Raw genomic sequence first — 20757 nt, forward strand, 5'->3', positions numbered from 1 at the left:
ACCGGATGTCCCCTCCGCAATTTTTTATTGGCCGGTAAGCAGCTATCCTTGTTCTCTGAACACACTCGTCATCAGGGAGCGCTGCTATGAAAGGCGACAAGAAGGTTATCCAGTATCTCAACAAGGTCCTCGGCAACGAGCTGACCGCCATCAACCAGTATTTCCTGCATTCCCGCATGTACAAGGACTGGGGGATCACCAAGCTGGCCGCCAAGGAATACGAAGAGTCCATTGATGAGATGAAGCACGCCGACCAGCTCATCGAACGTATCCTGTTCCTGGAAGGCTTGCCCAACCTGCAGGACCTCAACAAGCTGCTGATCGGTGAAAACGTCGAGGAAATGCTGTCCTGCGATCTCAAGCTGGAGATGACGGCCCACGCCGACCTCAAGGAAGCCATCCTCTATTGCGAGGAAGTGCAGGACTTCACCAGCCGGGAGCTGTTCCGCAGCATTCTGGACAGCGAGGAAGAGCACATCGACTGGCTGGAAACCCAGCTGGAGATGATCGGCCAGATGGGTATCCAGAACTATATCCAGCTTCAGTCAGCCGCCGCGGAGTAAGCCAGTACAATGGATCTGTCCTGTTTTAAAGCCTACGACCTGCGGGGCCGCGTGCCGGAGCAGCTCAATCCCGAACTGGCTGAAAAGATCGGCCGCGCCTATGTGGACGTTACCGGTGCCCGCAAGGTCATCGTGGGTTACGACATCCGCCTCTCCAGCCCGGAGATTGCCGAAGCGCTCAGCGCGGGGCTGATGGCGGCCGGCGCTGATGTATTTGACATTGGCCTGTGCGGTACCGAGCAGGTGTACTTTGCTACCAGCCACTACGGCATGGACGGTGGCATCATGGTGACCGCCAGCCACAACCCGAAAGACCACAACGGCATGAAGATGGTGGGCCCCGAGTCCCGGCCGATCAGCTCCGATAACGGGCTGAACGACATCCGGGACCGGGTACTGCAGCCGTTTACTGACGCCCCGCTGCGCGGCCGCCGTGAGTCGCTGGCAGTGGCGGCAGCCTATGTCGATCACCTGCTGGGCTATGTTGATGTGGCAACGCTCAAGCCGATGAAGATTGTGGTCAATGCCGGCAACGGCGGCGCCGGCCTGGTGATTGATGACCTGGAGCCTTTGTTGCCGTTCAGTTTTATCAAGGTTCATCACCGGCCCGACGGTAACTTCCCCAACGGAGTCCCCAACCCGATTCTGAAGGAGAATCAGGCGGTGACCGCCGATGCAGTGGTGGAACACCAGGCTGCCATGGGGATTGCCTGGGACGGCGATTATGACCGTTGTTTCTTCTTTGATGAGAATGGCCGCTTTATCGAGGGCTATTACATTGTCGGGTTGCTGGCAGACCAGTTCCTGCGCAAGGCCGGCGGCGGCAAGATCATCCATGACCCGCGGCTGACCTGGAACACCATCGACCTGGCGCAGGCGGCGGGCGGCAAGGCCATCGAAAGCAAGACCGGCCATGCCTTTATCAAGCAGCGGATGCGGGATGAGGATGCCCTGTACGGCGGCGAGATGAGTGCCCACCACTACTTCCGTGATTTTGCCTACTGCGACAGTGGGATGATTCCCTGGTTGCTGGTGGCGGAGCGGCTGTGCCAGTCCGGCCAGACATTGTCGTCACTGATTGACGCCCGCATCGAGTCCTATCCCGCCAGTGGCGAAATCAACCGCACCATTGACGATCCCCGCAAGGTGATCGCCGCAATTGAAGCCAAATACAGCATCGGCGCCAAAAGCGTCAGCCATGTGGATGGGGTGAGCATCGAGTTCGACGACTGGCGGTTCAACCTGCGGATGTCCAACACCGAGCCGGTGGTACGGCTGAATGTGGAATCCCGGGGGGATATACCGTTGATGAACGAGAAAACCGAAGAACTGCTGGCGGAAATGGAGCGGTTGAATAAGTAGCAGAATGGTTTGGATCAGGAGGGGAGGGGGACAGGCTTAAGCCAGTCCCCCTATACACAGGTCAGAAAGGGGACAGGCTTAAGCCTGTCCCCATATGTCCACCTACGCCTGTCCCCCTGCACCTGTTGACCTAGAGCCAGTCGTTCAGCATCACGCCAATGCCAAAGCGGTGAACGCGCTTGTTGTAGTCGATCAGGCTTTCTGCGTAGCCGTTGTAGTACTGGATAAATCCCTTCAGGCGCCCGCCCATCGGGAAGCTGTAACCCAGTTCAAAGGACGTCTTGTTGTCTTCGGAACGGAAATTGTTGCGCAGTTTCAGGGACAGCGTCTTGTCCTCGCTCAGCTTGTAAACGCCAATGAAATCGGCATAGCCCACATAGCGGTCCAGGTCGGCGTTGTCGTCACTGTCGGAGCCTTCCGGCAGTCGATACCAGGGTTGCACCATGAAAAGCCAGCGGTCATAGCTGTATCCGGCGCTGCCAATGATGCGGTTCCAGCTGCGGGAGCGCGGCTCGCTCTGGCCATTGGACTGGTGACTGAAGCCGAGCGTGACGCCATTAAGGGTGCCCGGGCCCAGTTTCCAGTCGGTCCGGTAACGGACAAAGAGCTCCGGTTCGTAATTGGTTTCCCGGAACGGTGCCGATTCGGCGCGGTTGTAGACCTGCCAGAAGGAGGCCTGGGTGTAGCCGAACCAGAGGGTGGTGCGGTCGTCGAGCAGGCCGGTCAGCAGCGGCACCTTGAAGCTGATCTGATACTTGGCTTCCTTGTTGTCGAGGTCGTAATCGTAACCGGTGCTGCCCAGTCGCGGGCTGGTCGGCTGCTGATTGGGGCTGGATACCCAGGTAAATGGCAGGATATAGGTGGGCCGGTGGCTGACAAAGGCTCCGGAGAACGAGAAGATGGCTTTCTCCGCGGCCACGTAGCGATCGATGACTGCATCCATTACGCCACTGTCGTCTTGGTCACCGACTGCGGCTGCGGTATCGCCGGTATCGGTATCCAGCGCCGCATCCGGGTCGAGCCGGTCGGTGAGCTGCTCGGCCGCCTCGATCTCCGCGTCACTGGCCTGCTCGCGGGCCGCTTGCGGGTTATTCTGCTCGTCGTAGCAGGCAAGGCGCGCGACGCCGTTCTGGATTACCGCGCAGTCACGCAACTCACGGCTGGTGGTTTCCGCCGGATCCGGGCTGGCCTGCGCAAGTGTCGTGGCCGGGGCCAGGCCAGTCAGCAGCAGCAAGGGCAGAACTGACAATCGGTTCATTTTTGCACCTGTTTTCGTGCCTGTGTTTTTTACTGAAGTTTCGCGCTGTTGTTTCGCACTGATGTCTCGCCGGGTCTAGCCCGCGTTCATGCTGAGCCAGGTGTTGGCGATGCCATAAACCCATACGCCCAGCAGGGTGACTGCCAGCAGCCCGAACACCAGTTTGTGACGGGTTGCTTTGCCGGCTTCCGCCGCCACCACCCAGCGCAGGTACATCAGCCCGATAAAACTCAGAAATACCGCCAGGCTGGCGGCGGCGGGGATGATCAGCCAGGCTGGATTCAGCGTGCCACCGTCACTGCTCCTGCCCAGAATGGCCATGGAGCCAAGCAGGATGGCAAGGGCGATGAACTCCGTGGCCAGCAGGCGCTTGCGCCAGGGATGGGGTGTCGTTGACGGATTCGGTAACATGGGTCAGGGCTCCGCAGTGGGCAGGGAATGGCGCTATGGTAACGGTTTACCATTGCCGGCGTTACCCCGGCTGGAAAAGTTCACCAAATGGCAATTATTTGGCCGAAATCAAGTGACGGGTCGAGCCATTGGTTTTTTTGCAGTGCGCCACCCGCTATAATGCGGCGACTTAAAGATTATAACGCTCTGATGCGAGGTGCATTGTGAAGATGAAGAGAGTCCTGGCTGCTGTACTGCTTGGCTTCGGCCTGACGGCAGGTGCCGTAATGGCAAGTGTTGAAGACGAAATTCGTGCGCGCATTGCGCCGGTAGGCGAAGTCTGCCTGCAGGGCGAGGACTGTGGCCAGGAAGTGGCACCTGCCGCGGCCGCCAGCTCCGGCCCGCGTGCGGGTGACGAGGTTTATAATGCGGTTTGTATGGCTTGCCACACTACCGGCGCAGCCGGTGCCCCGGTGATCGGTGATTCCGGCGCCTGGTCTGCCCGTATCGACCAGGGCCTCGAAACCCTCGTAAGCCACGCCATCAACGGCTTCAATGCCATGCCGGCCAAGGGTGGCTGCGCCAGCTGCCCGGATGAAGAAATCCAGGCCGCGGTCGAATATATGGTTAATGAGAGTAAGTAAGCCGACACGGCTGTGATGAAAAACCCCCGCACTGCGGGGGTTTTTCGTATCAGGGGACAGGCTTAAGCCTGTCCCCGAAGGGGACGCGCGGAGTTGGAGGTTAGCAGGGGACAGGCTTAAGCCTGTCCCCGCCTGCAGTTGGCGCTTTCGGGGGAATCATTGCCCGCCCGGGTCTGGTAGTGGTTGCCAGGTCACCGAGCCGGTCAGGCTGCTCGCAGTGCTGCTGTTTTCGAGCGCGACCGGGATGCGCCAGGTCACCGGTTTGCCGTCTGCACCGGCATGCCGGACGGCCTCGGCGACCCTGGAGTCAACCCAGCCGAAGCTGCCAGAGCCCGACACGGTTTGCCAGTGGCCGCGATCAGTCCCGGTGGGCTTGCCGGCCGCGGTAGCGGCAGCGTGCCAGCTGGGGCTATCGGTATGGGCTTCGACCCGGTCGCGCTGGAACCGCAAAAAAGGCCCGCCGTCGCTGCCGGGGACGTGCAGGGTTCCTGAGCCTTCATAGCGCAGCAGGAGGGCCGGCACCGGCGCGTCCAGAATGGTGAGGTGCAGCCCGCGGATATCCGCCGGGTCGGTAAGACTCGCCTTGACTACCCCCTGCGGCAGCGCCGACATGTCGGGGCCGCCGTGTGCAACGACGGCTCCGGGGCTGAGCAGCCCGAGCGTCGTTACCAGGCAGCCGATGGTGGCGAGCAGCCGGTCAGATGATTTTTTCGCCGTCATGCCTGTCTCCTCACAGTATTCCGAGCAGACCATCGCTGCTGCCGTCAGTGTCGGTGTCGGTGTCAGTACCTGCGGTGTCGTCGGCCAGTTGCAGGTCCGCCATGCACTCCAGCGCCGTGTTGACCACGGTGATCGGCGCAGACACCGAGGGGACCCGCCCCTCTTCGCTGTCTTTGCTGACGAACAGCATGTACTTGCCGGCCGGGACCACGTTGTGGGTGTCCGGCATAGTCAGGCGCAGGTTGCGGCCATTGCGGGACTGGATGGGTAACTCGATGGCGCGCTGGTCACCATCAATCAGATGGGTCATCACGGTGCGCCGGATCAGCAGTACCTTGTCGATATTCTCGGGGTCGTCCACCTGGATGGAAAAACTCTGGCCGGTGGTCAGGTTTTCCGGTGCCGAGAGAATCTCCGGGCGGTCGTTGCGCATGGCGTAGGGTGGGGTATAGATCTCGAAGCTGGGATCGCGACCGGCGTTCGGTGCCAGACCGAAATCCTCGAAGCTGATATGAGACAGGTAGGCGGTATTGATGGGCGCGTGGCCACCGATCAGTACCCGACCGTCGGCCAGCAGCAGCGCGGTGTTGTGGTAGGTGCGGGGGCGATTGGCCGTGGCCACCTCGGTCCAGGTTCCGCTTTCCGGATCAAAGCGCTCGGCGGTCATCAGTGGGCCTTCCAGGCCCGGTGCGACCACGCCGTCGCGGGTACCGCCGCTGAACACCATCACGCTGCCGTCGGGCATCACTACGTTGGTACCGTACCAGCGGGGCTGGTTCAGCGGTCCGGTCAGTCGCGACTCATAGTCGATACGGTCGCCGGTCGTGGTGATGCGGTCAATCCGGCTCTGGGCCACCGGCAGGTATCCGCCGGGGTTGGTCAGCAGGGCGTAGCTGGGTACGCCACCGGCGGTCAGCAGCTCGACCTCGGTGTAGTCGCCGTTTTCATTGGGTTTGAGGGGCAGCATGGTGGAGGAGGTGGAGCCCCGCATACCGCCGGCAATGGCTATCTTCAGGGCCTCTTCATCGACACCGGTATCGGCGGCGGAGGTCAGCAGCTCCGTCGGCGATTCCAGCAGATCACCGAGCAGGGTGGAGAACTGGTCCATTGAGGCGTTGGTGATGTTGAGAGTGCTGGAGAGCTGGGCGAGGCCGGCCTCGTCCAGCCGCAGGGGTAATCCGGCGTAGCCGATGTCGGTCCAGGCCTGGGTTTGCGGGTTGTAGCTGGCTACCAGGTTCCACAGCGCCTGGTCATAGCCCTGGCCGAACGGGTTAAAGGCCTGGCCGCCGGCGTTATACAGCACGTGGCCGTTGGGCAGCAGGTGCATCCGCGGGTAGAGTGGCAGAGAGCGGTCGGCCGTGGGCGGGTTCTCGGTCCAGACACCGCTACAGGGGTCGTAGGTTTCGGTCTGGACCACATTGCGGCCGGAATTCAGCGGGTCTTCCGGATAGACCGGTTTCAGCAGCTTGGTGACGCCACTGGCGACGAACACCTTGCTGTCTGCCAGGGTAACCAGCGATGGATACCAGCGGCCGTAAGTCATATCGCCACTCTGGCTCCAGGTGTTGCTGCGTTCGTCGAAGATCCGCGAGTTCTTGATGCCTTCCAGTTCGGCAACCCCCAGCGGCAGGCCGTCAATACCAGGCTCGGAATAATAGTCGGTGCCACCCACCGCCATGATCCGGCCGTCCGCCAGCCCGATTACGTCGGAGCAGAACAATGCCCCGTCGTTCCGGGTGGTGTTGTCTGCGGTGTCCAGCAAGCCATCCAGCTCGGTGCCGTTGAGCAGGGTTTCACTGTCGTTGCCATCGGGGTTGGCGCCGGCTCGCAGCGGGTCCGGCTTCTGCCAGCTTGGCGTGTCGTTATCGCCCAGTGCCAGTACCCGGCTCTGGTCGTTGATCGACACTTCACCGAACTCCCCCACGATGGACAGCTCAACGTTCTCGGTACCCTCGAGGGCATTGAGGTAGAGCACCCGGCCGTCTTCGAGGAGCGCCATGGTGCCCGCGGCAGGTTTGCATTCGAGCAGGCCTTCGCTGTTGGTAACGCAGCGTTCGTCGGTGGTTACGGCTTCGCCGTCAACAATGATGGTCGGTTCTGCGAAGGGCGCACTGAACGCGCCAACCGGCGAGTAGTCGTCCCGCAACACGGCCTGTCGTTCGCTGACGGTCTGATCGCCGGCAACGGCCGTGCTGGAGTCCGGCGACGGTGAGGTTCCCGCTGCATTGTCTCCGGACGATCCACCGCCGCAGGCGCTGAGAATCAAAGCCGAACCGAGCGCCAGATAGCGTCGGCTCCGTGCTGCGGGAGCGGGAATCAAAGGCAGGTTCTTGCTGTTCATTTCACTCTCCTGGCTGTTGTTTTTGTAGTCGGGGCCAGGGGCCCCACTACAGCTAACGGCTCAGGGGAGGGAATAGTTGCAGTTGACGGTGTTTAACAATTGGTAATGTAGTGGCCGGTGCCGGCTCAGGCCCCGAGATCCCCGAGCAGGGCGCTCAGGGTCGCCTTGCCCTTTTTCTGGTTGGCTTCAACATCCAGGTCACCCATGCCCTCCCATCTAAGGTCCTCTTCCGGCAGTTCGTCCAGGAAGCGGCTGGGAATGGTTTCCAGCTTTTCGCCATATTGCTTGCGCTGGGCGGCAAACGTGAGGGTCAGGGTCTCCCGGGCGCGGGTGATGCCCACGTACATCAGCCGGCGCTCTTCCTCGATGTTGCCTTCTTCGATGCTGGTGCGGTGGGGCAGGATCTCTTCCTCCAGGCCCATGATGAAGACATGGGGGAATTCCAGGCCCTTGGAGGCATGGAGTGTCAGCAGCTGCACCTTGTCACTGTCATCATCTTCTTCTCGCTGTTCCATCATGTCGCGCAGGATCAGTTTGCTGATGGCGTCCTCGACCCCGATTTCATCGGCGGTGCCTTTGCCGTCATCGAGCATGCGCTGGATGGCATCAGTCAGGTACCAGATGTTCTCCATTCGCCGTTCGGCCTGTTTCGGGCTGCCGGAGTGCTGGTGCAGCCACTCCTCGTACTCGATGTCGGTGAACAGCTGCTTGATCACCGGGATCGGGTTTTCCCGGTGCAGGCGCTCGCAGGTGTTGTCGACCCAGTGGGCGAAGCGGCGCAGCCGGTCAAGGCCCTTCTCGGTGACGTGGGCCTCGGCGCCCATATCTCCCAGCGAGCGGAACAGACTGACATTGCGGGAGCGGGCATAGTGGCTGAGCTGCTCTAAAGTGCGCGGGCCGATTTCCCGCCGTGGTACGTTGACCACCCGCAGAAACGCGGCATCGTCATCCGGGTTTACCAGCAGTCGGAGGTAGGACATGGCGTCCTTGATCTCGCTCTTGGAGAAGAACGACTGCCCGCCGGAGATCCGGTAGGGAATCTGGTAGGCCTGCAGTTTCATTTCCAGCAGCCGGGCCTGGTGGTTGCCGCGGTAGAGTACGGCGAAATCCCGGAACGACAGGCCCTTTTTAAGCTTCTGGTCAATGATCTCGGTGGCGACCCGCTCTGCCTCGGCATCCTCGCTGCGGCAGCGCACGATGCGGATTTCCTCGCCGATGGTGTGCTCACTCCACAGTGCTTTCTCGAACACGTGGGGGTTGTTGGCAATGACTGTGTTGGCGCTGCGCAGGATGCGTCCTGTGGAGCGGTAGTTCTGCTCCAGCTTGACGATCTTCAGGCTGGGGAAGTCTTCCTTCAGCTGGACCAGGTTTTCCGGTCGCGCGCCGCGCCAGGCGTAGATCGACTGGTCATCGTCTCCGACCACGGTAAAGGCCGCCCGCTCGGCCACCAGCAGCTTGACCAGTTCGTACTGGCAGACGTTGGTATCCTGGTACTCATCCACCAGCATGTAGCGGATCTTGCGGCGCCACTTCTGCAGGACGTCCGGATGGGTGCGGAACAGTTGTACCGGCAGCAGGATGAGGTCGTCAAAGTCGACCGCGTTGTAGGCCTTGAGGTACTCGTTGTACCGCGCGTAAATGAGGGCGATCCGTTGTTCCCGTTCGTCCGCCGCCTTGCTCCGCGCCTCTGCCGGACTGCGCATGGCGTTCTTCCAGGACGAGATGGTCATCTGGACGTCCGCCAGTTCATCACCGGCATCGGCACTGGCCTCCCGCATCATCAGGTCCTGCAGCAGGGCCTTGGCATCCTCGGCGTCGAAAATGGAGAAGCCGGGATGGTAGCCGAGGTGGGCATGCTCCTCGCGGATCATGTTCAGGCCGAGGTTGTGGAAGGTGGACACCGTGAGGCCGCGGGCCTGGCTCCGGTCGACCAGCCGGCTGACTCGCTCCTTCATTTCCCGCGCCGCCTTGTTGGTAAAGGTGACCGCGGCAATATGTCGCCCCGGAATGCCTACCTGCTCGATCAGATGGGCGATCTTGCGGGTGATCACGCTGGTCTTGCCGCTGCCGGCCCCCGCCAGTACCAGTAGGGGGCCTTCTACATAGCGCACGGCTTCACTTTGTCGGGGGTTGAGCTGGCTCACGACGGTCCTGTTGGAGAAGGCAGATTCGATAGGGATAATGGGCCGCTATTCTACACCAGCGCAGGGGGTCCTGTACCTTGGCAATGTATCGGCTATCCTAGTGAGGACAACTTGTTATGATTACAGGGAAATCTGCGAATAAATGACACTTTTGGCGACGGAACCCATGAGCTGTAGCCGCATCCGTATACTGGTACTGACCCCGGAATACGCCGACTACCTGTGGCTCGGTGCCCTGCTGGCGCGGGATCCGGAGCTGGATCCGGACCTGACCTGGTGCCCGGATCTTATCGATTGCGAAGACCTGATCCGCAACGCCCATTTTGACGTGATCATCTGGGATTGTGTCTTTCATGGCGGCTCCGAGCTGGCCTTTATCCAATACCTGGCGGCGTCCAGCCATGACCGGCCGGTGCTGGCGCTGAGTGCCGAGCCCGCCGCCGAGCGGGCGCCGGAACTGCTGGCCGAGGGTGCCGCGGATTACCTGAGCCGGGCCCGGATCGACCAGTGGGAGCTGATCCGCGCCGTCCGTTGCCTGTGGTACCGGGAGCAGCTGGCAGAGTCGGCCCATGGCCAGCTTGGCCGCGAGGTGGCCAGCGGTTTCATCAATCGCGACCTGTTCTTCGACCGCTTGCAGCAGGCGTTACTGCGGGCGGAACGGGGCAGTCAGCGCCTTGCGCTGCTGCACCTCAACATTGACGCCTTCCGCAATCTCAACGAATCCCTGGGGTACCAGCAGAGCGACCAGCTCATCGTGAAGCTGGCCGAACGGCTGCGGGCCAGCCTGCGCCGGGTGGATTCCCTGATGCGCATCGGTGGTGACGAGTTCGCCATTATCGTCGAGAAGGTGGAGGACTCCCTGGATGTCACCCAGGTCATCCGCAAGGTGGTCACCGCACTGAATGAGCCGCTGACCATTGGCGGCCAAACCCTGGTGGTGAGTGCCAGCCTGGGGGTTGCCACCTACCCGGAGGCCGGTAACACCGCCGAGAACCTGTTGCGGCGGGCCAACCGCGCCATGTTCGAGGCCAAGCGGGATGCCGGCACCAGCTACCGCTTCTATGACCAGAACCTGCACGTAACCGCCGGCCACCAGCTGCGGCTGGAAGCGGACCTGCGCAATGCCCTGCGTAACCGGGAGCTTGAGCTCTACTACCAGCCGCGGATCGACCTGGCCACCGAGGAGGTGCGCGGGGTGGAATGTCTGCTGCGCTGGAACCACCCGGAACGCGGCCTGATCTCACCGGAGGAATTCATTCCGGTTGCGGAGCGCAGCGGGCTGATCGTGCCGATCGGTTACTGGGTGATTGAGCAGGCCTGTGGGCGCTTGCGGGATGCCGCCGAGCTGGGGCACCCCGGGCTGGTGTTTGCGGTCAACCTGTCGTTCCGCCAGTTCCACGACCGCAAGATGACGGAAACTATTTTCCGCATCATCTACAACGCCAATGTGGATACCAGCCTGCTTGAACTTGAGCTCACCGAAAGTGCCATGATGCACGACCCGGAATACGCCCAGCGCTGCCTGCGGGAGCTTAACCAGCTGGGAATCAGTTTTGCGCTGGATGATTTCGGTACCGGGTTCTCATCCCTCAGCAACCTCCAGCACCTGCCCATTGCACTGGTCAAGATCGACAAGTCCTTCGTCCAGGACCTGGGCCATTCCGCGGATGCGGAGCACATCATCCGCGCGATTATCAGCCTGGCCCACAGCCTGCAGATCAGCGTGGTTGCCGAAGGGGTGGAGACCGAGGATCAGCTGGATTTCCTGCGCCAGCAGCACTGTGACGAGATCCAGGGATACTTCTATGCCCGCCCCATGCGCTGGCCGGATCTGATGCATTTTCTCGATGGTGGCAACACCCCGGCTTGCCTGCAACAGTAAGCCGCTGTACCTTTGCGCTTTGTTTTTAAAGCATCAGGCGAGGTTGCATGAACAGTATCTCCAGGCGCATTGCCGACGAACTCGGGGTTCGCGAGCAACAGGTGAATGCCACCATTGAACTGCTGGATGAAGGCGCGACGGTGCCTTTCATCGCCCGTTACCGTAAGGAGGTTACCGGTTCCCTGGACGACAGTCAGCTGCGAACCCTCGAGGAACGGGTGCGCTACCTGCGGGAGCTGGAAGACCGTCGCGGAACCATCCTCAAGAGCATTGAGGAGCAGGGCAAGCTGACCGATGAACTGCGCAGTGCCATCGCCGAAGCCGACACCAAGAACCGCCTGGAAGACCTCTACCTGCCCTACAAGCCCAAGCGCCGCACCAAGGCCCAGATTGCCCGTGAAGCGGGTCTGCAGCCGTTGGCCGACGCGCTTTATGACGACCCCACGCTGGATCCGGAAACCACCGCGACCGGTTATCTCAATGCCGAGGCCGGCATCACTGACAGCAAGGCTGCGCTGGAGGGAGCCCGCCATATCCTGATGGAGCGATTTGCCGAAGATGCCGAGCTGCTCGGTGTGCTGCGGGACTTCATCTGGAACCAGGGCCAGCTCAAGGTGACAGTCATCGAGGGGAAGGAAACCGAAGGGGCCAAGTTCCGTGATTACTTTGACCACATCGAGCCACTGAAAAAAATTCCCTCCCACCGGGCGCTGGCCATTCTTCGTGGCCGCAACGAAGGTATTCTGGGCTACACCATTGTGGTGGGTGACGGTGAGGATGACCGGCGCCAGCCCCATCCCGCGGAACAGCGCATTGCCGCGCACTGGAACATCCGTGACAACGGCCGTGCTGCCGACAAGTGGCTGGCCGAGGTGGTGCGCTGGACCTGGCGAGTCAAGCTCGCGACCCAGATTGAAACCGACCTGATGGCGCAGATTCGCGAAGCCGCGGAAGCCGAGGCCATCAACGTGTTTGCGGCCAACCTCAAGGACCTGTTGCTGCTGGCACCGGCCGGCCCGCGTCCGACTCTGGGGCTGGATCCCGGGCTGCGCACCGGGGTCAAGGTGGCGGTGATTGACGGTACCGGCCAGGTAGTGGGCCATGGTGCGATCTTCCCCCATGCCCCGAAGAACCAGTGGGACCAGTCCATCGAGCAGCTGGCCGCCTGGTGCCGGCAGTACCGGATCGAGCTGGTAGCAATCGGCAATGGCACCGCCTCGCGGGAGACCGAGAAACTGGTCGCCGACCTGTGCAAACGATATCCGGAGCTCAAGCTCGCGCGAATTGTGGTCAGTGAATCCGGTGCTTCAATCTACTCCGCCTCCGAGTTTGCTTCCCGCGAGCTGCCGGATCTCGATGTCACCATCCGTGGCGCCGTCTCCATCGCCCGTCGCCTGCAGGATCCGCTCGCCGAACTGGTCAAGATCGAACCCAAATCCATCGGGGTGGGGCAGTACCAGCACGATGTGTCTCAGGTGCAGTTGGCCCGCAGTCTGGATGCGGTGGTCGAGGACTGCGTGAACGGGGTCGGGGTCGACCTCAATACCGCTTCCGTGCCGCTGCTGGCGCGGGTATCCGGACTGAACCAGAGCATTGCCCAGAACATTGTTGATTACCGTAATCGTAACGGTGTGTTCAGCAGCCGCAAACAGCTGCTCAAGGTTTCCCGCCTCGGCGAGCGGACCTTTGAGCAGGCTGCAGGATTTCTCCGGATTGCCGGTGGCGAGAACCCGCTGGACCGCTCTTCGGTCCACCCGGAGGCCTATGGCGTGGTGGAGGCCATAGCGGCCCGCAACGGACGCCAGGTGGCCGATATTATCGGCGACAGCTCGTTCCTGCGCTCGCTGGACCCGAAGGATTACGTGACCGAACAGTTCGGCTTGCCGACGATTCGCGATATCATCGCCGAACTGGAAAAGCCCGGCCGCGATCCGCGCCCGGAATTCCGTTTTGCCAGTTTCGAGGAAGGGGTGGAAACCCTTGGTGATCTCAAGCCTGGCATGATTCTCGAGGGCTCGGTGACCAATGTCACTAACTTTGGTGCCTTCGTGGATATCGGCGTGCATCAGGATGGGCTGGTACATATCTCCGCCTTGTCCCACACTTTCGTCAAGGACCCGCGGGAAGTGGTGAAGGCCGGCGATATCGTCAAGGTAAAGGTGATGGAAGTGGACATTCCCCGCAAGCGGATTGCGCTGTCAATGCGGATGGATGACCAGCCGGGTGAGGACAGTCGTGGCGGCGCAAAGCCAGCCGGTCGCAGCAGCGGTGCGGGTGCCGGTCGCGGTGGCCAGGGGCGCGCAGCCAGGCCCCAGCCGGCCCAGCAGGGCGCAATGGCCGGCGCGCTGGCGCAGGCGCTGGCCTCGGCCAAAGGTAAGCGCTGATCTCATCCGGGGGCCCTGCACGGCCCCGTCACCATTCTAATTGTTCGCAGTGCCGGGTTGGCCTGGTACTGCACAACAGGAGTCATTCATGGCTGAATCCCGTCATCAGCTTTTCGGGCAGTTTACTGCCAGTCAGTGGTCCGGTTTCCGCAAGGGCGCAGAGAAGGAAGGCCTGCGGGTAGACCGCAACGGGTTCATCGCCCAGACTCCGCATCCCCGGGCGCTGGGATCGGCACTGACCCATCCGCAGATAACCACCGATTATTCGGAGGCCCTGCTCGAGCTGATCACCCCGGTCTGTGACTCGACCGCCGCCATGCTGTCCTCGCTGCGGGATACCCACCGCTATGTCCAGCAACACCTGGGGGACGAGCTGTTCTGGGGGGCGAGCATGCCCTGCGAGATCAATGGTGACAGCAGCATTCCCATTGCCCGTTATGGCACCTCCAACATTGGCCGCCTCAAGCACGTTTACCGTCAGGGCCTGGCCGTGCGCTATGGCCGGGTCATGCAGAGCATTGCCGGTGCCCACTACAATGTGTCGTTGCCGGACAGTTTCTGGGGTATCTGGCAGCAGGCGCTGGGCAACCGTCAGAACCTGCAGGATTTCAAGTCGGACCAGTACTTCTGGCTGATCCGCAATTTCCGTCGCCGCAGCTGGCTGCTGATGCTGTTGTTTGGTGCCTCGCCGGCGCTGGATGCCAGCTTTGTTGCCGGCGTCCGGCACAACCTGGCGGACTGGGGGCATCGCACCTGGTACGGGCCCGAGGCAACCTCGTTGCGGATGGGTGATCTGGGTTACCACAACAATGCCCAGTCGTCGCTCAATATCTGTTTTAACGAGCTGGAGACTTACACCAAGACCCTGTACCGGGCCATACATACGCCCTGGCCACCCTATGAAGCGATCGGCACCCGGGACGGGGACCGGTTCATCCAGATCAATACCAGCATCCTGCAGATTGAAAACGAGTACTACAGCGCGGTGCGTCCCAAGCGCACCACCCGGCGCGAGGAAAAGCCGATCCAGGCGCTGGAGGCCCGTGGCGTGGAATACATCGAGGTACGCTGCCTGGATCTCGATCCGTTCTCGCCGGTAGGGATGAACGAGCAGCAGATCGACTTCCTCGACCTGTTCCTGCTGGACTGCCTGTTATCGGACAGTCCCCGAATCGGTGATGACGAGTGCGAGCGGCTGGATGACAACTACAAGGACGTCGTCAGCCGCGGCCGGTCCCCTGAGCTGACGCTGTGTGACGGCCGTGGCCCCACCACTGTCGGTGAGTCGGCATTGCGCCTGCTGGACCGCTTGCAGGGACTGGCCGGACAACTCGATGGGCTGGCCGGGGGCGATACCTATCGCAATGCCCTAACGGCCCAGCGCGCCAAGGTGGAAAACCCGGAGCTGTTGCCGTCGGCACAGGTGCTGCAGGCGATGAAGACCTCCGGTCTCGGACACCGTGACTGGGGTATGGAGATGGCCCGCCAGCACCGGGAAACCCTGCTGGCGGAACCGCTTGAGGGTACGGCGCTGGCAGAATTCGAGCGGATGAGCGCTGATTCGCTGGCTGAGCAGGTTGAGATGGAGCGATCCGACTCGCTGTCATTTGAGGATTTCCTGGCCCAGTACCTGCGGAACTGATGCGGCAAACGGCGGGCAACGCGGGGGCGGTCACACGATGACCGGACCTGGTGCACAAAAACTCCACAGCACGTTGTCCGGCGGCCAATCCCCTGCTAGCGTTGACGTGGCATTTCATATCGTCGGTATTCGCTACGTTCGTGCGGTCAGGGAGAGAAGGCATGGCAACAGACACCGGCCTGGGCTGGGGCGTTGAATCGCTTAACAAGGCTTATCGTCAGGGCTATATGGCGGCCAGCATCGGTCTGCCGAAAGCCCGCTGCCCCTATCGCGGAGAGGTGGTGGTTGCGGCCTGGGAGGCCGGCTGGGACGATGCCGAGCAGGTGGTCCGCGATGCCACGGACGATGATCTGTTTTCCCGCATTGCCTGAGCCTGCCGAAGCTTGAAGTTCGCGCCCGTTTACGGTTAAGTGGGTGGCCGCCGGAGTCCGGCCGGCTGCCCGTTCAATCGTGAGGTGACAACTTGAAGTACAGGATGGTGTTTTCCCTGATTTTTCTTGTGTGTGCCGGCTTGCTGGCTACCGCGTTCTACATGGAATATGTGATGGGCCTCGAGCCGTGCCCGCTGTGCTGGCTCCAGCGCTATGCCTTCATGGCGGTCGGGGCGGTCAGCCTGCTTGCGGTGGTCCATAACCCCGCGGCAACCGGCGGCCGGATCTACGGTTTCCTGCTGGCGCTGTTTGCCGGCACCGGCCTTGCCCTGGCCGGGCGTCAACTCTGGCTGCAAAGCCTGCCCCCTGACCAGGTGCCCGCCTGCGGCCCATCGGTCGACTATATGCTCGAAGTGTTGCCCTGGACGGAAGTGCTCACCACGGCAATCCGCGGTACCGGCGATTGTGCCGAAGTGGTGTGGCGCTTCCTCGGGCTCAGCATTCCCGGCTGGACGGCCGTTTTCTTCAGCCTGCTGGTGGTGGTCGGGCTGGTAATGCTGTTTCGTCCGCTTCGTCGCGGTTAAGTGTTGCGAGGGCAGGCTGCCTTGGGGTAAGTTGAGGTTCACAATCAACAGCAGCACTGAGTGCACAGCCGTGAGCAGGAGACGGGCGACATGTTAGAAAATTGCCGGAATGCGAGGGAGCGCTGGGGTGGCGTCAGCGAGTTGATTGACCGCTGGCTCAAGGAGCGACAGGAATTGCTGGTCCATTACTGCGACCTGTCCGGCCAGGAGGACCGTACGCCTTCGGAAGCGCTCATGGCGAAATTTGTCCGGTTCTGCGAAGTGTTGGTGGACTATGTCTCCGCAGGGCATTTCGAGGTCTACGAGCAGCTCATTCGGGAGGCCAAGGAGTTCAATGACGGCGGTCTCGAGCTGGCGGCCAAGGTCTACCCGCGGTTGGCGGAAAACACCGAGATTGCGCTCGATTTCAATGATCGCCTGGATGGCCGGGCACTGTCCGGGGATGAAGTGAAGTCACTTTTTGACGAGCTGTCAAACCTGGGTGAGGTGCTTGAAAGCCGCTTCGAGATCGAGGATTTTCTGATCGAACACCTGCACAACGTTCACGCTGACAAGGTTCTGTCATCGGTCTGAGGCGGGCCGGCAGGTAGTTTTACCCGGGCCGCGGTGTTGCTGGCCCGGGTGCTTTGGAAGCTGCTTAGTTTGCCTCAGCTTCCGTCTCTTCTTTCTGGTCCGGGTTCACGGCCAGCAGTTCCACGTCGAAAATCAGCGTTTCGTTGGGGCCAATGCCACGATTACCGCCCGGGCCGTAGGCCAGGTCTGACGGGATGTAGAGTTTGTAGCGGCTGCCTTCAGTCATCAGCTGCAGGCCTTCGGTCCAGCCGGGAATGACCTGGTTCAGTCCGAAGGTTACCGGCTCGCCGCGTTCGCGGGAGCTGTCAAAGACTTCGCCGGAGATCAGCTCGCCGGTGTAGTGCACACGAACCTGATCTTCGGCGGCCGGCTTGTCGCCACTGCCTTCTTCAATCACTTCGTACTGCAGACCGGATTCGGTGGTCTGTACGCCTTCGCGGGCGCCGTTCTCGGCGAGGAAGGTTTCGCCGGCGTCCTTGTTCTTCTGGGCAAGCTCTTCCATCTGGGCGCGCTGCTCGTCCTGGAGTTCCTGCTGATAGGCCATCAGAGCCTGCTGGATCTCCTCGCGGGTCATCCGGTTGGCAGTTTCGTCAGCGGCGTGACCGTGCTGGATGCCCTGGAGAAACTGGTCCATCTGCAGGTCGGGCAGATCGTTGCGCATACGCTCGCCGAGCACCAGACCCATGCCGTAGCTTACTTTCTGGTCGTTGGTGTCGAGCTTAGGATCTTCCGGGGTCTGAGTTGCAGTGGTGCAGCCAGCCATAACGCCGGCAATCGCCAGGGCGATCAGGGTTTTCTTCATTGCTGGGTCCTTCGTCTGGTTTTGTAATTCAGCACTGAAAGTTATCGGTTTCAGTCGTCGGATGCTACTGAACATGCGTTAACGTGTGAAGTCAGCTGCCGTTATTGGCAGGCCGGGGGGTCAGGGCAAAAGGAGCCTGATAGGGTGACTGCCAGTCGGTCTCCGGATTGCCGGCCGGTAGCGCTGGTTGCTCGCTCAGCGGGGCGGGTTCGATAGCCAGTGCATTCCAGTTGCCCTGGGCGGGCGGCCGGTCGGCATAGTGCCAGCTGCCGTCGCTGTCCTGCCACTTGAATACGATTTCCGGTCCTTCAGTAGGCACCGGAGAGGGAACCAGTCCTTCGAAGGACGGGATTTCGGGGCCGGGTTTCGGCTCCTCGGTCTTGACCACCACCGTATCGGGGGCATTGATGCCGAAGAAAATCAGCAGCATCAGCAGGCCAAGCGCCGGGAAGGCGAGCCTGACAAGCCATTTCATCATCATGGCTTTGAAGCTCCAGTTGGGGAGAGCCGGTCGCGCAGGCTCCTGGTGAGTTGTTCCAGCAAAATGCCGGTCTCCCTGTCGATCATTGGTTCCGGCGCGGCCTGGCGGAGGTTGCAGATGGTCAGACCTGCCAGGTCCTGGTGTTCCGCTTCGGTGGGCCCTTTGGTAGACAGGGCCCTGAAGGCGAGCGCCAGCTCGATTTGTTCCGCGTGCAATTCGGCGGCCGCAACATTGTCTCGCAGTGCGGCCAGCGTGTATTGCTCTTTTGGCAATATATGACGAATTGTACGCAAAGTAGCGGTAATGTCATTACGCCAGCGCACAATCTCGGGCGCCTCTTGCGTCGGGTAGCTCCGGTTCCGGCTCGCCTGCCAGCAGGCACAAAGGATACGGGTCACGCTCCAGCCCCGGGATTGCAGGGCAAGACAGCTTTGCTCGACCTCCGGTTGCTGCCAGAAGGCGAGGGCGAAGTGCCACAGCGGGTTTTCGGTCTCCAGTGTACCGGCAAACTCTGCTGTTTCTGTTGTCATGCCGCTCCGTTCCCGGTATCCGGGCATTACCTGCCGTTTACATTACAGATTAACAGACGATATCCGAACCGTAAGGTTCCCTGATAATATTGCCGCCATGTTAACGATAACCGATCTCAGTTTACAACGTGGTGGCCTCTGGTTACTAGAAAGCGCCAGTCTCACTGTCCAGCCGGGGCAGCGGGTGGCTATTGTCGGCGCCAATGGAGCCGGTAAATCTAGCCTGTTCCAGCTGCTGTTGGGCCAGCTTGCGCCGGAGCAGGGCAGCATCAGCCTGCCGGGTGGTTGCCGTATTGCCCATATGGCGCAGGAAGTGGGTGCCTCCAGCCGCAGTGCCAGGGATTTCGTGCTCGATGGTGATACCGACCTGCGTCGGCTCGAGGCCGAATTGGCGGAAGCCGAGCTGCGTGGCGATGACCATGCCATGGCGCGGCTGCACGGCGAGCTTGACCTCCATGAGGCCTGGTCGGCACCGCGGCGTGCCGAGGCACTGATTCGCGGTCTCGGGTTCTCCGATGCGGATGCCGACCGCCCGGTGTCGGCCTTCTCCGGGGGCTGGCGGATACGTCTTAACCTGGCCCAGGCGTTGATGCGGCCCTCGGACCTGTTGCTGCTGGACGAGCCTACCAACCACCTTGACCTGGATGCCTGCCTGTGGCTCGAAAACTGGCTGCGGCGTTATCCCGGTACCCTGCTGTTCATCTCGCACGACCGGGATTTCATGGACCGGGTGGCGACCCATGTCGTGCATTTTGACCAGCGCCGGCTGGAGTCCTACACCGGCAATTACTCTGCCTTCGAGAGCCAGCGGGCGGAACGTCTGGCCCAGCAGCAGGCTGGCTATGAACGCCAGCAGGCCAGGATCGCGGAGATCCAGCGTTTTATCGACCGCTTCAAAGCCAAGGCCACCAAGGCCCGCCAGGCCCAGAGCCGGGTCAAATCCCTGGAGCGGATGGAGAAGATTGCGCCGGCGCATATCGATTCCCCGTTCAGTTTCGAGTTCCCCCTGGCAGAGAAGGTCTCCAACCCGCTGCTGTCGATTCGCAACGGGGCCGCGGGGCACGGCGACAAGGTCATCCTGTCAGGTCTTAACCTCAGCCTGTTGCCCGGCAGTCGCATCGGTCTGCTTGGTCCCAACGGAGCGGGCAAGTCCACCCTGATCGATGCCCTGCGTGGTGAGCGTACCCTGCTGTCCGGAGACCGGGTGACCGGCGAGAACCTGGCAATCGGCTATTTTGCCCAGCACCAGCTGGAATCGCTCGATCTGGACGCCAGCCCGTTCCTGCATCTGCAACGGCTTGATCCCAGGGCCTCCGAACAGAAGATCCGCAATTTTCTCGGCGGGTTTGATTTTCACGGCGACGAAGCGCTGACTCCGATCCGCACTTTCTCCGGCGGCGAGAAGGCCCGGGTTGCTCTGGCGGTTATTGCCTGGCAGCGGCCAAACCTGCTGTTACTGGATGAGCCCACCAACCACCTTGACCTGGAAATGCGTCAGGCACTGACCATGGCGCTGCAGAACTTTGACGGTGCCATTGTCGTGGTGTCCCACGACCGTCACCTGTTGCGCAACACGGTGGATGAGTTCTGGCTGGTTAACGAGGGCCGGGTGGTTGCCTACGAGGGTGACCTGGAAGATTACGAGCGCTGGCTCGCGGACCGCCGCAAGAACGAGGTGGAAGCGCCCTCCCGCGACGTCCAGGCCCGGGCCCAGGGCGAGGCGTCTGGCGCGGCGGCGCCGGCTTCGGCGAGTCGTGGTGGAGAATCTGCGGGGGAGGGGCCCGGCGAAAGTGCCGAGGAGCGCAAGGCCAGGAAACGTGCCGAAGCCGCCGTGCGTCAGAAGCTGTCCCCCTTCCGTAAGGAGCAGGCCAGTCTGGAAGCTGCGATGGACCGGCTGCAGGCCGAAATGGCCGACGTCGAGCAGGCGCTGGCGTCGCCTGCGTTGTATGACGAGGCGGGCAAGCAGCAGCTGAAGGAGCTGTTGGCGCGACAGACTGAACTCAGTCGCCGGCTGGAGGATACCGAGGCCCGCTGGCTTGAGGTCAGCGAAACGGTGGAGAATCTGGAGGCCGAGCTGGGCTGAGCC

The 20757-nt window shown here is 61.6% G+C and carries 18 protein-coding genes; 10 read left to right on the top strand and 8 right to left on the bottom strand.

The window, feature by feature from the left end; translation table 11 throughout:
- Positions 1-86 precede the first annotated feature (86 nt).
- Positions 87-563, top strand: coding sequence for a bacterioferritin (gene bfr, locus CLH61_RS12520; RefSeq protein ID WP_099615089.1), 477 nt, complete (start codon positions 87-89; stop codon positions 561-563).
- Positions 564-572: 9 nt separating this feature from the next.
- Entirely contained in the window at positions 573-1925 is a 1353-nt protein-coding gene (locus CLH61_RS12525; protein ID WP_099615090.1) for a phosphohexomutase domain-containing protein, read from the top strand.
- Between the two features lie 130 nt (positions 1926-2055).
- Here the strand turns inward: CLH61_RS12525 and CLH61_RS12530 are convergent, their stop codons facing one another.
- Together CLH61_RS12530 and CLH61_RS12535 are read right to left on the bottom strand one after the other, a co-directional pair.
- Entirely contained in the window at positions 2056-3183 is a 1128-nt protein-coding gene (locus CLH61_RS12530; RefSeq protein WP_099615091.1) for a phospholipase A, read from the bottom strand.
- A 75-nt stretch (positions 3184-3258) separates the two neighbouring features.
- On the bottom strand, positions 3259-3594 hold the full coding sequence (locus CLH61_RS12535; RefSeq protein WP_099615092.1) for a hypothetical protein: 336 nt from the start codon (positions 3592-3594) through the stop codon (positions 3259-3261).
- Between the two features lie 209 nt (positions 3595-3803).
- On the opposite strand from CLH61_RS12535, the gene CLH61_RS12540 reads away from it, so the two are divergent.
- Entirely contained in the window at positions 3804-4217 is a 414-nt protein-coding gene (locus CLH61_RS12540) for a c-type cytochrome (RefSeq protein ID WP_099615093.1), read from the top strand.
- A gap of 156 nt (positions 4218-4373) precedes the next feature.
- Here CLH61_RS12540 and CLH61_RS12545 read toward each other — a convergent pair whose 3' ends face one another.
- The 3 genes from CLH61_RS12545 to rep all read right to left on the bottom strand — a co-directional run bounded on the left by CLH61_RS12545 (position 4374) and on the right by rep (position 9422).
- Positions 4374-4937: a hypothetical protein gene (locus CLH61_RS12545; RefSeq protein WP_099615094.1), complete on the bottom strand. Its 564-nt coding sequence runs from the start codon at positions 4935-4937 to the stop codon at positions 4374-4376.
- A 10-nt stretch (positions 4938-4947) separates the two neighbouring features.
- Positions 4948-7278: a galactose oxidase early set domain-containing protein gene (locus tag CLH61_RS12550; protein ID WP_099615095.1), complete on the bottom strand. Its 2331-nt coding sequence runs from the start codon at positions 7276-7278 to the stop codon at positions 4948-4950.
- Positions 7279-7403: 125 nt separating this feature from the next.
- A complete protein-coding gene (rep, locus tag CLH61_RS12555; RefSeq protein ID WP_099615096.1) occupies positions 7404-9422 on the bottom strand; it encodes a DNA helicase Rep in 2019 nt (672 codons plus the stop codon).
- 142 nt (positions 9423-9564) lie between these two features.
- On the opposite strand from rep, the gene CLH61_RS12560 reads away from it, so the two are divergent.
- The 6 genes from CLH61_RS12560 (at position 9565) to rsd (ending at position 16858) form a co-directional block, all read left to right on the top strand.
- Entirely contained in the window at positions 9565-11304 is a 1740-nt protein-coding gene (locus CLH61_RS12560) for a GGDEF domain-containing response regulator (protein ID WP_228152630.1), read from the top strand.
- A 47-nt stretch (positions 11305-11351) separates the two neighbouring features.
- On the top strand, positions 11352-13688 hold the full coding sequence (locus CLH61_RS12565) for a Tex family protein (RefSeq protein WP_099615098.1): 2337 nt from the start codon (positions 11352-11354) through the stop codon (positions 13686-13688).
- An 88-nt stretch (positions 13689-13776) separates the two neighbouring features.
- Positions 13777-15330 carry a glutamate--cysteine ligase gene (gshA, locus tag CLH61_RS12570; protein ID WP_099615099.1) on the top strand — a complete coding sequence of 518 codons (1554 nt, stop codon included), beginning with the start codon at positions 13777-13779 and terminating at the stop codon, positions 15328-15330.
- Positions 15331-15491: 161 nt separating this feature from the next.
- A complete protein-coding gene (gene rmf, locus CLH61_RS12575) occupies positions 15492-15701 on the top strand; it encodes a ribosome modulation factor (protein ID WP_099615100.1) in 210 nt (69 codons plus the stop codon).
- Positions 15702-15805: 104 nt separating this feature from the next.
- Positions 15806-16285 (top strand): disulfide bond formation protein B, encoded by a 480-nt coding sequence (locus tag CLH61_RS12580; RefSeq protein WP_099615101.1) that lies wholly within the window; start codon positions 15806-15808, stop codon positions 16283-16285.
- Positions 16286-16375: 90 nt separating this feature from the next.
- A complete protein-coding gene (rsd, locus tag CLH61_RS12585) occupies positions 16376-16858 on the top strand; it encodes a sigma D regulator (protein WP_099615102.1) in 483 nt (160 codons plus the stop codon).
- A gap of 64 nt (positions 16859-16922) precedes the next feature.
- Here rsd and CLH61_RS12590 read toward each other — a convergent pair whose 3' ends face one another.
- The 3 genes from CLH61_RS12590 to CLH61_RS12600 form a co-directional block, all read right to left on the bottom strand.
- The gene (locus CLH61_RS12590; protein WP_099615103.1) at positions 16923-17660 is read right to left on the bottom strand and encodes a BamJ family beta-barrel-assembly machinery protein; all 738 of its coding nucleotides are present in this window, start codon (positions 17658-17660) and stop codon (positions 16923-16925) included.
- 91 nt (positions 17661-17751) lie between these two features.
- The gene (locus CLH61_RS12595) at positions 17752-18141 is read right to left on the bottom strand and encodes a DUF4124 domain-containing protein (RefSeq protein ID WP_099615104.1); all 390 of its coding nucleotides are present in this window, start codon (positions 18139-18141) and stop codon (positions 17752-17754) included.
- The gene (locus CLH61_RS12600; RefSeq protein ID WP_170003729.1) at positions 18138-18671 is read right to left on the bottom strand and encodes a TIGR02444 family protein; all 534 of its coding nucleotides are present in this window, start codon (positions 18669-18671) and stop codon (positions 18138-18140) included. The genes CLH61_RS12595 and CLH61_RS12600 overlap by 4 nt, the downstream gene beginning before the upstream one ends.
- 97 nt (positions 18672-18768) lie before the next feature.
- On the opposite strand from CLH61_RS12600, the gene CLH61_RS12605 reads away from it, so the two are divergent.
- On the top strand, positions 18769-20754 hold the full coding sequence (locus CLH61_RS12605; RefSeq protein ID WP_099615106.1) for an ATP-binding cassette domain-containing protein: 1986 nt from the start codon (positions 18769-18771) through the stop codon (positions 20752-20754).
- The last annotated feature ends 3 nt before the right edge of the window (positions 20755-20757 follow it).

Source organism: Marinobacter profundi (assembly GCF_002744715.1).
Lineage (GTDB): Bacteria > Pseudomonadota > Gammaproteobacteria > Pseudomonadales > Oleiphilaceae > Marinobacter > Marinobacter profundi.

Coding starts and splice junctions, on each gene's coding strand:
- bfr (WP_099615089.1), top strand. CDS start 87: ATGAAAGGCGACAAGAAGGTTATCCAGTATCTCAACAAGGTCCTCGGC.
- CLH61_RS12525 (WP_099615090.1), top strand. CDS start 573: ATGGATCTGTCCTGTTTTAAAGCCTACGACCTGCGGGGCCGCGTGCCG.
- CLH61_RS12530 (WP_099615091.1), bottom strand. CDS start 3,183: ATGAACCGATTGTCAGTTCTGCCCTTGCTGCTGCTGACTGGCCTGGCC.
- CLH61_RS12535 (WP_099615092.1), bottom strand. CDS start 3,594: ATGTTACCGAATCCGTCAACGACACCCCATCCCTGGCGCAAGCGCCTG.
- CLH61_RS12540 (WP_099615093.1), top strand. CDS start 3,804: ATGAAGAGAGTCCTGGCTGCTGTACTGCTTGGCTTCGGCCTGACGGCA.
- CLH61_RS12545 (WP_099615094.1), bottom strand. CDS start 4,937: ATGACGGCGAAAAAATCATCTGACCGGCTGCTCGCCACCATCGGCTGC.
- CLH61_RS12550 (WP_099615095.1), bottom strand. CDS start 7,278: ATGAACAGCAAGAACCTGCCTTTGATTCCCGCTCCCGCAGCACGGAGC.
- CLH61_RS12560 (WP_228152630.1), top strand. CDS start 9,565: ATGACACTTTTGGCGACGGAACCCATGAGCTGTAGCCGCATCCGTATA.
- CLH61_RS12565 (WP_099615098.1), top strand. CDS start 11,352: ATGAACAGTATCTCCAGGCGCATTGCCGACGAACTCGGGGTTCGCGAG.
- gshA (WP_099615099.1), top strand. CDS start 13,777: ATGGCTGAATCCCGTCATCAGCTTTTCGGGCAGTTTACTGCCAGTCAG.
- rmf (WP_099615100.1), top strand. CDS start 15,492: ATGGCAACAGACACCGGCCTGGGCTGGGGCGTTGAATCGCTTAACAAG.
- CLH61_RS12580 (WP_099615101.1), top strand. CDS start 15,806: ATGGTGTTTTCCCTGATTTTTCTTGTGTGTGCCGGCTTGCTGGCTACC.
- rsd (WP_099615102.1), top strand. CDS start 16,376: ATGTTAGAAAATTGCCGGAATGCGAGGGAGCGCTGGGGTGGCGTCAGC.
- CLH61_RS12590 (WP_099615103.1), bottom strand. CDS start 17,660: ATGAAGAAAACCCTGATCGCCCTGGCGATTGCCGGCGTTATGGCTGGC.
- CLH61_RS12595 (WP_099615104.1), bottom strand. CDS start 18,141: ATGATGATGAAATGGCTTGTCAGGCTCGCCTTCCCGGCGCTTGGCCTG.
- CLH61_RS12600 (WP_170003729.1), bottom strand. CDS start 18,671: ATGACAACAGAAACAGCAGAGTTTGCCGGTACACTGGAGACCGAAAAC.
- CLH61_RS12605 (WP_099615106.1), top strand. CDS start 18,769: ATGTTAACGATAACCGATCTCAGTTTACAACGTGGTGGCCTCTGGTTA.